This window comes from Actinoallomurus purpureus, assembly GCF_024055795.1.
Taxonomy (GTDB): domain Bacteria; phylum Actinomycetota; class Actinomycetes; order Streptosporangiales; family Streptosporangiaceae; genus Actinoallomurus; species Actinoallomurus purpureus.
Map to the genome: position 1 here is coordinate 328,849 of NZ_JAMXMY010000002.1, position 12,063 is coordinate 340,911.

The window sequence follows — 12,063 nt, forward strand, 5'->3', positions numbered from 1 at the left end:
CCCCCGATAGGGGGCTGGCTTCCAATAGGTGGCCGGTGCGGAACGAACCGGCCGCGGAGCGAGTGAGAAGGCAAGCGCGGCAGTGAGCCCGCGGTGGCGGGGAGGCGCGGCCGGATGTCGCCGGGCGCGCCCCGGATCTACCTGCGGAGTGAAGAGTGTGGAAGAAGCGTAAGCCGGCCATTCAGATCAAGTCGCCCGGCGAACTGGACGTGATGCGCGAGGCGGGCCTCGTCGTGGCCCGTACGCTCCAGCGGCTCACGGAGGCCGTCAAACCCGGCCTCACGACGGCCGACCTGGACGCCATCGCGGAGGAGTCGATCCGCGCTGAGGGCGCGACACCGTCGTTCAAGGGCTACCAGGGGTTCCCGGCCTGCATCTGCACCTCGGTCAACGAGGAGATCGTGCACGGCATCCCGAGCGCGTCGAAGGTTCTCGCCGAGGGCGACGTCATCTCCATCGACTGTGGCGCGATCGTCGAGGGCTGGCACGGCGACTCGGCCGTGACGGTGCCCGTCGGTGAGATCACGCCCGAGGAGCGCAGACTCCTCGATGTCTGCGAGGAGTCGCTGTGGCGCGGCCTGGCGGCCGGGCTGTCCGGCGGTCGGCTGAGCGACATCGGCAACGCCGTCGAGACGTACGTCCGCGGGCAGGGCGACTACGGCATCGTCGAGGAGTACGTCGGCCACGGCATCGGGACCGAGATGCACATGGACCCGGCGGTGCCCAACTACGGGCTGCCGGGCCGCGGACCGCTGCTGGTCCCCGGCATGTGCTTCGCGGTCGAGCCGATGATCAATCTGGGTACGGCCGAGACCCTGCTGCTCGAGGACGAGTGGACCGTCATCACGGGCGACGGTCGCCGCTCGGCGCACTTCGAGCACACCTTCGCCGTCACCGAGGACGGCCCCTGGGTGCTGACCGCCCTGGACGGCGGAGAACGCCTGAAGTCCTCCTGACCGTCGCTCCGATCCGCGTGGACCGGCGAGGTCGTCGTCTGGGCGTCTCAGGGCTACGCGCATCCGACTGCGACGGAGAAGGCGATCCCCGCGAGTCAGCGTCCCCGGTCCTACGTCATCGACGACGCCCACGGCGGCCGCGCTGCTGCGGGTGGGGGTCTGGTTCCGGATCCTCGATGACGGGCCGGGTGGACAGGTACCACTCACTGCGGTCTCTACATCGCAGAATCAGGTAGCCGCGTCGTGGCAGCCGGAGGGTTTGCATGCCGTCGTGTGTGCCGGAGACGGAGTGGTCGTAGTTCGATCCGGGAGTCCCGGCGTGCCAGCGGGGCGGTCGGCAGGTGCAGTCACGGTCCCGAAGGCATCCGCACACGAACGTTACGTTCCAGAACTCCTTCGTTTTGATCTGGACGGTGAGCAGCGCTGGACCGCCGTCATAGAACAAGACTTCGTCGCATTCGCCGCGCCACTCCGAACCCAGGGGCGGCGCCGACGTGATCGGCCGCACGCGCGCTGACCACCGCTGGCCACGTTCGGTGGTCTCGACCCGCAGATGCGTCACCCACGGCCGCAGTGGGCGGCGTCCGCGGTACGGGCTGTGGTCCAGGACAGAGTGCCCGTTGACCCTGGTCTCGTCCTCGGTGCGGACCACCGGAGACACGAAGAGGTTTCCGTCACCTTCGGCGACCAGTTCGACCAGGGCGAGACGGCCAGGCTCGGGGCGGTCGATCAGGAATTCGGTGGTCCCGGGTCCGCGTCCGGTGGTCAAGAAGCGCTCGCCGGTCTCTTCCTCCGGCTTGCCGGGCAATGTCGCGGTGTTCTCGACCGCTTCGGGGCCCGGAAGCGCGTCGATAGGGACGGGACGACCATCGATCCGGGCCTGCAGCCGGATCAGCGCGCTGCGCCCTTCCCACAGCGCCGCCACGGTCGCCGCCCGCGTACGGGCTGACGCGGCGCGGTCATAGGAGTCCAAGGCGAGCCGGTATTCCTTCAGCGTCACGGGATTCGAAGTCGGCCCGAGCGGATCGAACGTCAACGCCTGCAACTCTTCCCCGAAGGCGGTGACCGACTCCTGCACAGCGGGAAGGATCTGCCGGCGGACCCGCACCACCAGCGACCAGCAAGCGCATCCAGCGGCGAAGGCGACCACCGCCACCATCACATACCCGATCACGCCGATGATGATCGCATGCCCGGCGACCTCAGGCACCAGGCGATTCCCGGGCGTTGGAACACGGGGCGTCGGACCGGCGGAAGCCGACTCTGCCCGATCACCTGACGCCGCCGGGCGCCCGGCTCGGATAGGCAGACGGCCGTGGCGACGATGGAAAGTGGCGCGTCGCGGCGTAGCCTCTGGATTGAGAGAATTGGGGGCTCCTGAGGGAGAGGATCAACAATGGCGTTCAATCCTGAGATACGGGCCTCCGACACCGACCGTGACCGGGTCGCGGCGGCACTGCGGGAGCACTGTGCTCAGGGACGCATCGGCGTCGACGAGCTCAACGAGCGCCTCGACCTCGCCTACGGTGCGCGGACGCTCGGTGACCTGCAGAAGGTCACGAGCGACCTTCCCGAAGAGGACATGTACGAGCTGCCGGTGCCGGCATCCCGGAGCTCGATGCCGGCACGTCGTCCGTCGGGCGAGATGTACCGGAAGGGCATGCGCGTGGGCTGGGCGGGCTACGCCTCGGTCAACCTGGTCTGCATCGTCATCTGGCTGCTGGGCGCCGTGTCCTCAGGCTCCTGGTATCCCTGGTGGATCTGGGTGGCGGGTCCCTGGGGCGCCCTACTGCTGGCGGGCCAGCTCTTCGGCTCGCACGACGAACGCCGCTGAGCGGCCCTCACCCTCATCGCGCTCGTCCCGCGGCGTAGCGGGCGAGCAGGGGGACGAGTACGCGGGCGTTCGGGCTGCCCCAGCCGGTGACCGGGTCGTAGCCCGGTATTGCCTGGTAGCCGGTGATGGTCTTGTCGGAGACGGTCACGGTGTTGTTCCCCGTGGTGACGTCGTGGAAGGCCGTCCGGCGGGCGGAACTGTGGCCGATGCGGTAGATCGCGGGGTTGACGAAGCCCACGTCGTGTCCGGCGGCCTGGTCGGCCAGGGCGATCAGCCCGGCCCAGAGCGGGGTGCTGGCGCTGGTGCCGCTGGCTCCGTGGATGGTGTACTCCTGGTCGTTCTCGCTGATGACCATCGCCATACCGGTGCTGGGGGCGGCGTCGGCGGCGACGTCGGGCACCGCGCGGGCCGTGCTGGTAACGCCTTTCTGATAGCCGGGCCGGGAGAACAGGTGGCTGAACCCGCCGCCGGTTCCCTGGGAGTGCGACGGGACGCTCCACGTGGTCTCGCCGGTGTACGCGCCGGTCTTGTGGTCGGCCGTGAAGGTCGTGCCGCCTGCGGCGAGGACGAGCGGGTCGGAGGCCGGCGCGCTGACCTCCTTGACCGGGGCCCAGGGGTCCTGAGGCGTGGAGCCGGGGCAGGGCCTGCTCACGGCGCCGGTGTCGCCGGAGCCGGCGACCACCGTGACGTCGCGATCCCGGGCGGCCTGCAGCACCGCGTGCTGCCGGGCGACCTGGGCACGGGTGAGGCAGTGTTCGCCCCAGCCGGCGCTGATCGAGATCACGTCGGCGCTGGAGAGGCCACGCCGCAGTGCTCCGGTCAGCGCGGCCATGGCGCTGGCCGGGCTACTGAGGGCCGTCGGCTTGACCAGGACCACGCGGATCGTCGCGGCGGGGGCGACCGCGTGCAGGATCTGGACGTCTTGCACTTCCTCCCCGGTGGCCAGCCAGGGCGAGACCTTTCCGGCGAGCGTGGCGTCGACCTTGAGCCGCACGGCGGGCAGGCCGAACAGGTCGTCGAACCGCCTCATGTCCTGGCGGATGTCGCTGACTTTCGGCGGGGCCGGCTGCTCGGCGGCGAGTGCGGGGACCACGATGGTCTTGCCGCGGCCGTCGATCCCTCGGTCCAGCAGGGGCTGGATGCCGTAGGCCACCCGGAGCTGGTAGGGCGTATAGCAGGTGGTCAGGGAATCGCAGGCCGTCGCCACACTGTCGGGTGGACTGGCCGATACGGCTCGGGCGGTGCTTTCGCCTGCGTGCGCGCACCCGGCCGCGGCGATGAGCATCACCGCAACGGATAGGCCCGTCGCGACCCGCAGCCGCGGATGCGGCGAGACGTCCGGACGGGCGCCGATTCGGACGATCACATTTTCTCCTCAGGGCATGCCGATGGAACTCGTGGTGTTCAGAAGGTGCGTTTCGGGCGTCAGGCGCTGCGGCGGTGCAGCAGCCGGACCGAGACGCCGAGAAGTACGGCGGCGAGGCCGAGGAACAGTGCGGCCTCGACGATCTGGAAGGTCCAGAACCGGTTCGCGGGCTGGTAGACGACTTTGAGGTGCAGTCCGAGTCCGCGCAGATAGGAGTCGGCGGCCGGGCCGCCGAGTGCCTGGGTTCGCCGGGAGATCTGGTCCTGGACGGCGGCGGAGATCGGGTGGCCGGTCTTGTCGACCAGGTTTTCGCTGAGGGTCCAGCCCGGCGTGCCCGGCGTGATGGGCACGGCCATCGGACCGACGCTGCCCCAGTGGCCGGTCGGAGGGAGCAAGCGGGTCGCCGGCGTCTGGTACCGCTGCCGCAGCCAGAACTCCACCGGAAGCCGTACCGCCATGAAGGCGGCGAATGCCGTGGCGATCGCCGGAACGGTGTGGCGGAACAGCAGCCCGGCCAGGACGCCCGCCGCGAAGGCGAAGAGGGTGTATCCGGTGAGGGAGAGGCCTTCAAGGTCGAACGCCCCTGGCGAGAATCTGCCGGACACGTCGTCTATCGGGCTGCGGAACCAGCCGAAGACGGCGCTGAGGCTCGCGGTGATCACTACGATCCCGAGACCGACCAGCAGGATCTTGTCGGTCAGCCATCGGGTTCGGGGGACGGCCTGGGTCCAGGCCAGGCGCCAGGTGCCGTGCTCGTATTCGCGGCCGAGCAGGCTCGCGCCGACGATCGCGCCGATCAGGCCGGGTACCGGTGTGAACCAGGTCAGCAGGTGGTTGGCGATGCCGTTGAACCGGCTCATGAACGTGGACATGGCCGATTGGCAGCCGTCGCCACCGGTGCCCCGGACCAGGCACGGTCCGACGCCGTGCTGGGCGTAGGCGTCACGGATCGCGTGACCGTAGGGCAGGAAGACCAAGGCCGTGAGGCCGATGAGCGCCAGGCCGGCGAGCGCCTGGGCGCGGTGCTGACGCCAGGTGAGCCAGATCATCGGGCGATCTCCGTCGGTTGTTCGAGGTAGGCGAGGATGAGCTCTTCCAGCCCGACCGGGTGAGATCGCCAGGTCGGATGCAACTCGGGCCGGTCCGTCGCGGCGCGGACCAGCAGATCGGTGTGGCGATCGCTGTGCGTCGCGCGTACGAGCCCGGGGACCGCCGGTTCGTCATCGGTGCGCGGGCCGGTGAGCATCCGGTGGTCGGCCAGTACGTCCTCGATCTCCCCGGCGAGCTGGAGCCGGCCGTCCTTCAGGAGCACCAGCCAGTCACAGACCGCCTCCAGGTCGGCGATCACGTGGGAGGACAGCAGGACGGTGATCTCGTCTTCGGCGACGGCGGCCATCACCGTGCGCATGAAGTCGCGGCGAGCGATCGGATCCAGGCTGGCCAGCGGTTCATCCAGCACCAGCAGTGCGGGACGCTTGGCCAGGGCCAGCGCCAACGCGACCTGCGCCTGCTGACCGCCGGACAGATCTCCTGCGCGCTTGGCCAGGGGGATGCCGAGCTCCTCGAGCCGCCGCTCGGCCAGCGGCCGGTCCCAGCGCAGGTTGAGCGAGCGTCCCATCCGCAGCAGGTCGGCGACCGTGAATCCCGGGTAGAGCGGGTGTTCCTGGGCGACGAAACCGACGCGGGCCAGCGCCTCGGCCGAGCCGGCGCGGGCGTCCTGGCCGAAGACCTCGACGGTGCCCTCCGTCGGGCGCAGCAGTCCGGTGACCAGCTGCAGGAAGGTGGTCTTCCCGGCACCGTTCGGGCCGACCAGGGCGATCACCGACCCGGCGGGCAGCCGCACGGAGCAGTCCCGCAACGCCCACGCCCTGCCGTACCGCATGCCCAGCCCTTTGGTCTCCAGCGCCGGGCTCACGCCACTCCCTCCGCCCGTAGCTCGTTGCGGATGGTGGCGAACATGGCCGTGACCGTCTCGTCGTCCAGCCCGGCGGCATAGGCGTCGCGGACCCACTGCTCGAGCGAGCGCCGCAATCGGGCGTACGGTCCTGGGGCCACCGGCTCGATGGAGGCGGTGATGAAGGTGCCCTGCCCCGGCCGGGCGGTCACCATCCCCTCGTTCTCCAGCTGACGGTAGGCCTTCACCACCGTATTCGGATTGATCGCCAAGGAGGCGACCACCTCCTTCACGGTGGGCAGCTGGTCCCCGGTCCGCAGGTATCCCAGCAACAGGGCCTGGCGCACCTGGTGGACGATCTGCAGATAGGGCGGGACGCCGCTGGATCCGTCCAATCGGAACTGGAACACTCCTCGTTCCCTTCTTCTATGATGTTAGTAGAACGATAGTGATCGTCTCGGTGCGGCGTCAAGGCGAGGTCTCGGGTGCGGTCGCAAGGTGATCGACGCGGGGCGAAATGAAGCGCCCCCTCGACGGGTTGAGGGGGAGGGTGACGTCCTCGACACGGAGTCCGGATCCGGATTTCGTATTCCGTGGCGTGTGACGTAGACTCCTTTGTCGGTCCCGTGTTGGCTCATGCCCGCATGCCTCGAGGTGTGTCGGTGCCCACGGAGGCCGTTCTCCAGACGAACCGATCAGTGAAGCGCGGAGGACATGCCCAAAAAAGAAGGGGCCATCGAGATCGAAGGCACCGTCGTCGAGTCACTACCGAACGCCATGTTCCGGGTAGAGCTCGACAACGGGCACAAGGTGCTCGCCCACATCAGCGGGAAGATGCGGATGCACTACATCCGGATTCTGCCCGATGACCGCGTCGTCGTGGAGCTGAGCCCCTACGACCTCACGCGCGGTCGGATCGTCTACCGGTACAAATAACCACCCACTGGGGTTGCCTTCCCCGCGTATAGTCGGTTGGTGAGCGGCTTCGGCAGTGATGCCGTCGTTGTCTCACAACGGCTCGGCAGCGCGGGGGTGACCCTGCAAGAGGAGACCCAGTGAAGGTCAAGCCGAGCGTCAAGAAGATCTGCAGCAAGTGCCGCATCATCCGTCGGCACGGCCGGGTCATGGTCATCTGCGATGACCCGCGCCACAAGCAGCGTCAGGGCTGACGACGACGCCGCGTCGAACTCGTTCGGCGCGGTCGCACATTCCGACGTTCCGCGGCTCCGATGAGGAGCAACCCCCGGTCGGAGGCCGGGGCCTCGCCCGGGCAGGGGCGAGGATGCGGAGCGCAGACCTCCGTGAAACAGAAGGGAACTGCCCGAGATGGCACGCCTCCTCGGCGTCGACCTCCCGCGCGAAAAGCGCCTCGAGGTCGCTCTCACCTACATCTTCGGCATCGGCCGCACCCGTGCCCTCGAGACCCTGAAGGAAACCGGCATCAGCGGTGACCGTCGGGTCCACGAGCTCGGTGACGACGAGCTGATCCAGCTCCGTGACTGGATCGAGGCCAACTACCGGATCGAGGGCGACCTCCGCCGCGAGATCCAGGCCGACATCCGTCGCAAGATCGAGATCGGCTGTTACCAGGGCATCCGGCACCGTCGTGGCCTGCCGGTGCACGGTCAGCGGACGCAGACCAACGCGCGTACGCGCAAGGGCAAGAAGAAGACCGTGGCCGGCAAGAAGAAGACCGGCAAGAAGTAGTCCCCGGTCCCTCGGGCCCTCCCTTCCGGCGAACACCGGTGACCGGGCCCGGGGCCGACGGATCGACGACCTCCAGGAGATTTGAGAGCAGATGCCGCCAAAGAGCCGCACCGGCGCCAAGAAGGTGCGCCGGAAGGAAAAGAAGAACGTCGCTCACGGGCATGCCCACATCAAGAGCACGTTCAACAACACGATCGTCACGATCACGGACCCCGTGGGCGCCGTGATCGCGTGGGCCAGCGCCGGTCACGTGGGCTTCAAGGGCTCGCGTAAGTCGACGCCGTTCGCCGCTCAGATGGCGGCCGAGGCCGCCGCGCGTCGCGCCATGGAGCACGGCATGCGCAAGGTCGACGTCTTCGTGAAGGGCCCGGGCTCCGGTCGCGAGACCGCGATCCGGTCGCTGCAGGCGACCGGCCTCGAGGTCGGTTCCATCCAGGACGTCACCCCGGTGCCGCACAACGGCTGCCGCCCGCCCAAGCGCCGCCGCGTCTGAGTTAGGGAAGAAGAGAGATGGCTCGATACACCGGCGCCGACTGCAAGCTGTGCCGCCGCGAGAAGATGAAACTGTTCCTCAAGGGGAGCAAGTGCGAGGGCCCGAAGTGCCCGATCGAGATCCGGCCGTACCCGCCGGGTGAGCACGGTCGTGGCCGTCCCAAGGAGAGCGAGCACATGCTCCAGCTCCGGGAGAAGCAGAAGGCCCGTCGCATCTACGGCGTCCTCGAGGCCCAGTTCGTCAACTACTACAAGGAGGCGAACCGCCGGACGGGCAAGACGGGTGACAACCTGCTGACCCTGCTCGAGCGCCGCCTCGACAACGTGGTCTACCGCGCGGGCTTCGCCAAGAGCCGCGACATGGCCCGTCAGCTGGTCCGTCACGGCCACTTCGTGGTCAACGGCCGGAAGGTCGACATCCCGTCGTACCGCGTGAGCGAGCGGGACATCATCGAGGTGCGCCAGAAGTCCCTCGAGGACACTCCGTTCGTGGTCGCGCGCGCCGAGGTCGGCGAGCGTCCGGTCCCGGCGTGGATCGAGGTCGTGCCCGACCGGATGCGCATCCTGGTGCACTCCATGCCGGTCCGTCAGCACATCGACGCGCCGGTCCAGGAGCAGCTCATCGTCGAGTGGTACGCCAAGCGCTGACGTCCACTCGTGCGGGCGCACGCCCCATGGCGTGCGCCCCGCAGTGTGAGATCGCGGCAGTCATATAGCGGGCGCCGCGGGAAGGAAGTAAGAAATGCTGATCGCACAGCGACCGACCCTCACCGAGGAGCAGGTCGACGAGTTCCGGTCGCGGTTCACGATCGAGCCGCTGGAGCCGGGCTTCGGCTACACCATCGGCAACTCGCTCCGCCGTACGCTCCTGTCCTCCATCCCGGGTGCCGCGGTCACCAGCATCCGGATCGAGGGCGTGCTGCACGAGTTCTCCACGATCCCGGGGGTCAAGGAGGATGTCACCGACATCATCCTGAACCTCAAGGAGCTCGTCGTCTCCTCCGAGCACGACGAGCCGGTCGTGATGTACCTCCGCAAGCAGGGCCCCGGTGAGGTCACCGCCGCCGACATCGCGCCGCCGGCCGGTGTCGAGGTGCACAACCCCGAGCTCCACATCGCCACGCTGAACAACAAGGCGAAGCTGGAGATGGAGCTCACCGTGGAGCGTGGCCGTGGCTACGTCTCCGCCGCCCAGAACAAGCAGCCGGGTCAGGAGATCGGCCGGGTCCCAATCGACTCGATCTACTCCCCGGTGCTGAAGGTCACCTACAAGGTCGAGGCGACGCGTGTCGAGCAGCGCACCGACTTCGACCGGCTGATCGTCGACGTCGAGACCAAGCCCGCGATGCTGCCGCGTGACGCGGTGGCGAGCGCCGGCAAGACCCTCGTCGAGCTGTTCGGCCTGGCCCGGGAGCTCAACGTCGAGGCCGAGGGCATCGACATGGGCCCGTCTCCGACGGACGCCGCCCTCGCGGCGGACCTGGCGCTGCCGATCGAGGAGCTCAACCTCACGGTCCGGTCCTACAACTGCCTCAAGCGCGAGGGCATCCACACCGTGGGTGAGCTCGTGGCCCGCAGCGAGCAGGACCTGCTCGATATAAGGAATTTCGGCGCCAAGTCGATCGAAGAGGTCAAGCAGAAGCTCAACGACATGGGCCTCACGCTGAAGGACTCCCCGCCCGGGTTCGACCCGACGGCGGCGGCGGACGCCTATGGCGACGAGGACCAGAGCTACGCGGAGACCGAGCAGTACTAGGGCCTGTCTCGAAGTCCGCGCCGCGCAGTAGGACAGCGGGGCTTTGAGAAAGGCCCCAGGAGAGGCGAGGCCCGCGGTGAGCGGAGTGGTCGGCGAGGAACGAGCCGCCCGCGAAGCGAACGAGGAGCCGAGTCCGACCATTTAGCACGGCACTTCTGACCGTGGGCGGCCCTTGACGGGTCGCCCACCGTCACCGACACTCGGCGGGGCTCCGGTCTCGCCGGACCGACACCGGTACCTCATACGGCCGGTGCGGGTTGAAACAAGGAGAGGGATTCATGCCCACGCCCACCAAGGGCCCTCGTCTCGGCGGCAGCCCGGCGCACCAGCGCCTCATCCTGTCGAACCTCGCCACCGCGCTGTTCGAGCACGGCCGCATCACGACGACCGAGGCCAAGGCCCGGCGGCTGCGTCCGCTGGCGGAGAAGCTGATCACCAAGGCCAAGCGCGGCGACCTCGGCGCGCGGCGCCAGGTCCTCTCCGTCGTGCGGGACAAGGGCGTCGTCCACACGCTCTTCACCGAGATCGGCCCGCGGTTCGAGAACCGCCCGGGCGGCTACACCCGGATCACCAAGCTCGGCCCGCGTAAGGGCGACAACGCGCCCATGGCGCTGATCGAGCTGGTCGAGGAGGCCGGGCCGTCCGCGGTGACGACCCGTACGACGGCCGCCCCGGCCGAGGCCCCGGCGCCCGCCGCCGAGGAGACCGAGGCGACCCCGGTGGCAACGGCTGAGGAGCCGGCCGCCGAGGAGCCGAAGGCGGAGGCCGCGGCGGACGACACCGAGGCCGACGAGAAGAAGTAGCACAACGTTTACGACGCAGCCCGCCGCGCCCCTACGGGACGGCGGGCTCGTTGTTTGAAAGACTTGTGGCGGCATGCTCATCCCGCCGGAAGGCGCGCGTGCCGTTCCGTCAACGAAGGAGAAGCCGGTGGTTCGCCGTCTGAGGCCCCGCCCGATGGCCGGGGGGCTCGGCGTGCCGTCTGTCCCTGCTTGGACTGGGCCTACTTGGACTGTGCCTGCCCGGACTATGCCCGCCTGGACGCGACTTTGCCGCGCCATCACCGACTCGCCCACGGTAACAGAAGGGGGGAGGCGGCGTTCTGTCTTCGGTCCGAAGGCCGGGGACCGCACGCCGCGATCCCGATGACCGCTCTGGTACGACTTCGGCTCGACCTCGCCTACGACGGGTCGGGCTTCGCCGGCTGGGCGCGGCAGCCGGGGCGGCGAACCGTGCAGGGCGTCATCGAGGACGCTCTGGGCCGGGTGCTGCGGCTCGATCCGCCGCCGGTGCTCACGGTGGCGGGCCGCACGGACGCCGGTGTGCACGCGCGTGGCCAGGTCGCGCACGTCGTCGTCCCGGTGGCGGCCTACTCCCAGGTGAACGGCACACTGCCGCGCCGTATGGCCGGAGTGCTCCCGCCGGACGTACGGATCTGGCGGATCGGCCAGGCGCCGGAGGGTTTCGACGCGCGGTTCTCCGCGCTGTCGCGCCGGTACGCCTACCGTGTCTGCGACAACCCGGTCGGCGTCGACCCGATGCGGCGCCATGAGGTGCTGTGGCATCCGCGGCCCCTCGACCTGGATCGGATGAACGCCGCCAGCGCGCTGCTGTTGGGTGAGAACGACTTCGCGGCGTACTGCCGCAGGCGCGAGGGCGCGACGACGATCCGGCGGCTGCTGCGCTATGACTGGGAGCGCGAGTCGGCCGACGTGGCCGTGGCGACCGTCGTGGCGGACGCCTTCTGCCACTCCATGGTGCGCGCCATCGTGGGCGCGCTGCTCGCGGTCGGGGACCGGCGGCGCCCGGTCGAGTGGCCGTCCGAGGTGCTCGCCGGCGGCGTCCGCGACTCCGCGGTTCAGGTCCTCGCGCCGCACGGCCTGGCGCTGGAGGAGGTCACCTACCCGGAGGCCGGGCTGCTCGCCGTCCGGGCGCAGGAGACCCGCCGGGTGCGGGTCCTGGGCGTGACGTCCCCGGAGGAGCGCCAGGCGGGCTGACGGCGTCTCGGCTCCCGCGGCGACGCGTACGGGCCTTGGGGAGCTCGCCACGGGCTGAAGG

The 12,063-nt window shown here is 69.3% G+C and carries 15 protein-coding genes; 10 read left to right on the plus strand and 5 right to left on the minus strand.

Features of this window, described 5'->3' with window-relative positions; translation table 11 throughout:
• Window positions 1-155 precede the first annotated feature (155 nt).
• Window positions 156-956, plus strand: a complete 801-nt coding sequence (gene map / locus NE236_RS06225) for a type I methionyl aminopeptidase (RefSeq protein WP_252840837.1) — start codon at window positions 156-158, stop codon at window positions 954-956.
• 115 nt (window positions 957-1,071) lie between these two features.
• Here the strand turns inward: map and NE236_RS06230 are convergent, their stop codons facing one another.
• Window positions 1,072-2,166, minus strand: a complete 1,095-nt coding sequence (locus NE236_RS06230; RefSeq protein ID WP_252840838.1) for a hypothetical protein — start codon at window positions 2,164-2,166, stop codon at window positions 1,072-1,074.
• Between the two features lie 186 nt (window positions 2,167-2,352).
• On the opposite strand from NE236_RS06230, the gene NE236_RS06235 reads away from it, so the two are divergent.
• Window positions 2,353-2,790, plus strand: a complete 438-nt coding sequence (locus NE236_RS06235; RefSeq protein ID WP_252840839.1) for a DUF1707 domain-containing protein — start codon at window positions 2,353-2,355, stop codon at window positions 2,788-2,790.
• A gap of 13 nt (window positions 2,791-2,803) precedes the next feature.
• Here NE236_RS06235 and NE236_RS06240 read toward each other — a convergent pair whose 3' ends face one another.
• Genes NE236_RS06240 through NE236_RS06255 form a run of 4 tightly spaced genes read right to left on the minus strand, consistent with a single transcriptional unit; the run spans window position 2,804 to window position 6,460 of the window.
• Window positions 2,804-4,156: a S53 family peptidase gene (locus NE236_RS06240; protein WP_252840840.1), complete on the minus strand. Its 1,353-nt coding sequence runs from the start codon at window positions 4,154-4,156 to the stop codon at window positions 2,804-2,806.
• 59 nt (window positions 4,157-4,215) lie between these two features.
• Window positions 4,216-5,205, minus strand: coding sequence for an ABC-2 membrane transporter-related protein (locus NE236_RS06245; protein ID WP_252840841.1), 990 nt, complete (start codon window positions 5,203-5,205; stop codon window positions 4,216-4,218).
• Window positions 5,202-6,071: an ABC transporter ATP-binding protein gene (locus NE236_RS06250; protein WP_252840842.1), complete on the minus strand. Its 870-nt coding sequence runs from the start codon at window positions 6,069-6,071 to the stop codon at window positions 5,202-5,204. Before NE236_RS06250 ends, NE236_RS06245 begins: the two co-directional genes overlap by 4 nt.
• Window positions 6,068-6,460 (minus strand): GntR family transcriptional regulator, encoded by a 393-nt coding sequence (locus NE236_RS06255; RefSeq protein ID WP_252840843.1) that lies wholly within the window; start codon window positions 6,458-6,460, stop codon window positions 6,068-6,070. Before NE236_RS06255 ends, NE236_RS06250 begins: the two co-directional genes overlap by 4 nt.
• Before the next feature lie 304 nt (window positions 6,461-6,764).
• On the opposite strand from NE236_RS06255, the gene infA reads away from it, so the two are divergent.
• The 8 genes from infA (at window position 6,765) to truA (ending at window position 12,002) form a co-directional block, all read left to right on the plus strand.
• Window positions 6,765-6,986, plus strand: coding sequence for a translation initiation factor IF-1 (infA, locus tag NE236_RS06260; RefSeq protein WP_067912209.1), 222 nt, complete (start codon window positions 6,765-6,767; stop codon window positions 6,984-6,986).
• Window positions 6,987-7,105: 119 nt separating this feature from the next.
• The gene (gene rpmJ / locus NE236_RS06265) at window positions 7,106-7,219 is read left to right on the plus strand and encodes a 50S ribosomal protein L36 (RefSeq protein ID WP_252780562.1); all 114 of its coding nucleotides are present in this window, start codon (window positions 7,106-7,108) and stop codon (window positions 7,217-7,219) included.
• 157 nt (window positions 7,220-7,376) lie between these two features.
• On the plus strand, window positions 7,377-7,757 hold the full coding sequence (gene rpsM, locus NE236_RS06270; protein ID WP_252840844.1) for a 30S ribosomal protein S13: 381 nt from the start codon (window positions 7,377-7,379) through the stop codon (window positions 7,755-7,757).
• Between the two features lie 91 nt (window positions 7,758-7,848).
• Window positions 7,849-8,250 carry a 30S ribosomal protein S11 gene (rpsK, locus tag NE236_RS06275; protein WP_141956756.1) on the plus strand — a complete coding sequence of 134 codons (402 nt, stop codon included), beginning with the start codon at window positions 7,849-7,851 and terminating at the stop codon, window positions 8,248-8,250.
• A 17-nt stretch (window positions 8,251-8,267) separates the two neighbouring features.
• Complete coding sequence (gene rpsD, locus NE236_RS06280; RefSeq protein WP_252840845.1) at window positions 8,268-8,897, plus strand: 30S ribosomal protein S4; 630 nt, start codon at window positions 8,268-8,270, stop codon at window positions 8,895-8,897.
• A gap of 94 nt (window positions 8,898-8,991) precedes the next feature.
• Entirely contained in the window at window positions 8,992-10,005 is a 1,014-nt protein-coding gene (locus NE236_RS06285; RefSeq protein ID WP_252840846.1) for a DNA-directed RNA polymerase subunit alpha, read from the plus strand.
• Between the two features lie 278 nt (window positions 10,006-10,283).
• Entirely contained in the window at window positions 10,284-10,808 is a 525-nt protein-coding gene (gene rplQ, locus NE236_RS06290; protein WP_252840847.1) for a 50S ribosomal protein L17, read from the plus strand.
• A gap of 342 nt (window positions 10,809-11,150) precedes the next feature.
• Window positions 11,151-12,002, plus strand: a complete 852-nt coding sequence (gene truA, locus NE236_RS06295; RefSeq protein WP_252840848.1) for a tRNA pseudouridine(38-40) synthase TruA — start codon at window positions 11,151-11,153, stop codon at window positions 12,000-12,002.
• The last annotated feature ends 61 nt before the right edge of the window (window positions 12,003-12,063 follow it).

Coding starts and splice junctions, on each gene's coding strand:
- truA (WP_252840848.1), top strand. CDS start 11,151: ATGACCGCTCTGGTACGACTTCGGCTCGACCTCGCCTACGACGGGTCG.
- rplQ (WP_252840847.1), top strand. CDS start 10,284: ATGCCCACGCCCACCAAGGGCCCTCGTCTCGGCGGCAGCCCGGCGCAC.
- rpsM (WP_252840844.1), top strand. CDS start 7,377: ATGGCACGCCTCCTCGGCGTCGACCTCCCGCGCGAAAAGCGCCTCGAG.
- infA (WP_067912209.1), top strand. CDS start 6,765: ATGCCCAAAAAAGAAGGGGCCATCGAGATCGAAGGCACCGTCGTCGAG.
- rpsD (WP_252840845.1), top strand. CDS start 8,268: ATGGCTCGATACACCGGCGCCGACTGCAAGCTGTGCCGCCGCGAGAAG.
- NE236_RS06235 (WP_252840839.1), top strand. CDS start 2,353: ATGGCGTTCAATCCTGAGATACGGGCCTCCGACACCGACCGTGACCGG.
- NE236_RS06245 (WP_252840841.1), bottom strand. CDS start 5,205: ATGATCTGGCTCACCTGGCGTCAGCACCGCGCCCAGGCGCTCGCCGGC.
- rpsK (WP_141956756.1), top strand. CDS start 7,849: ATGCCGCCAAAGAGCCGCACCGGCGCCAAGAAGGTGCGCCGGAAGGAA.
- NE236_RS06285 (WP_252840846.1), top strand. CDS start 8,992: ATGCTGATCGCACAGCGACCGACCCTCACCGAGGAGCAGGTCGACGAG.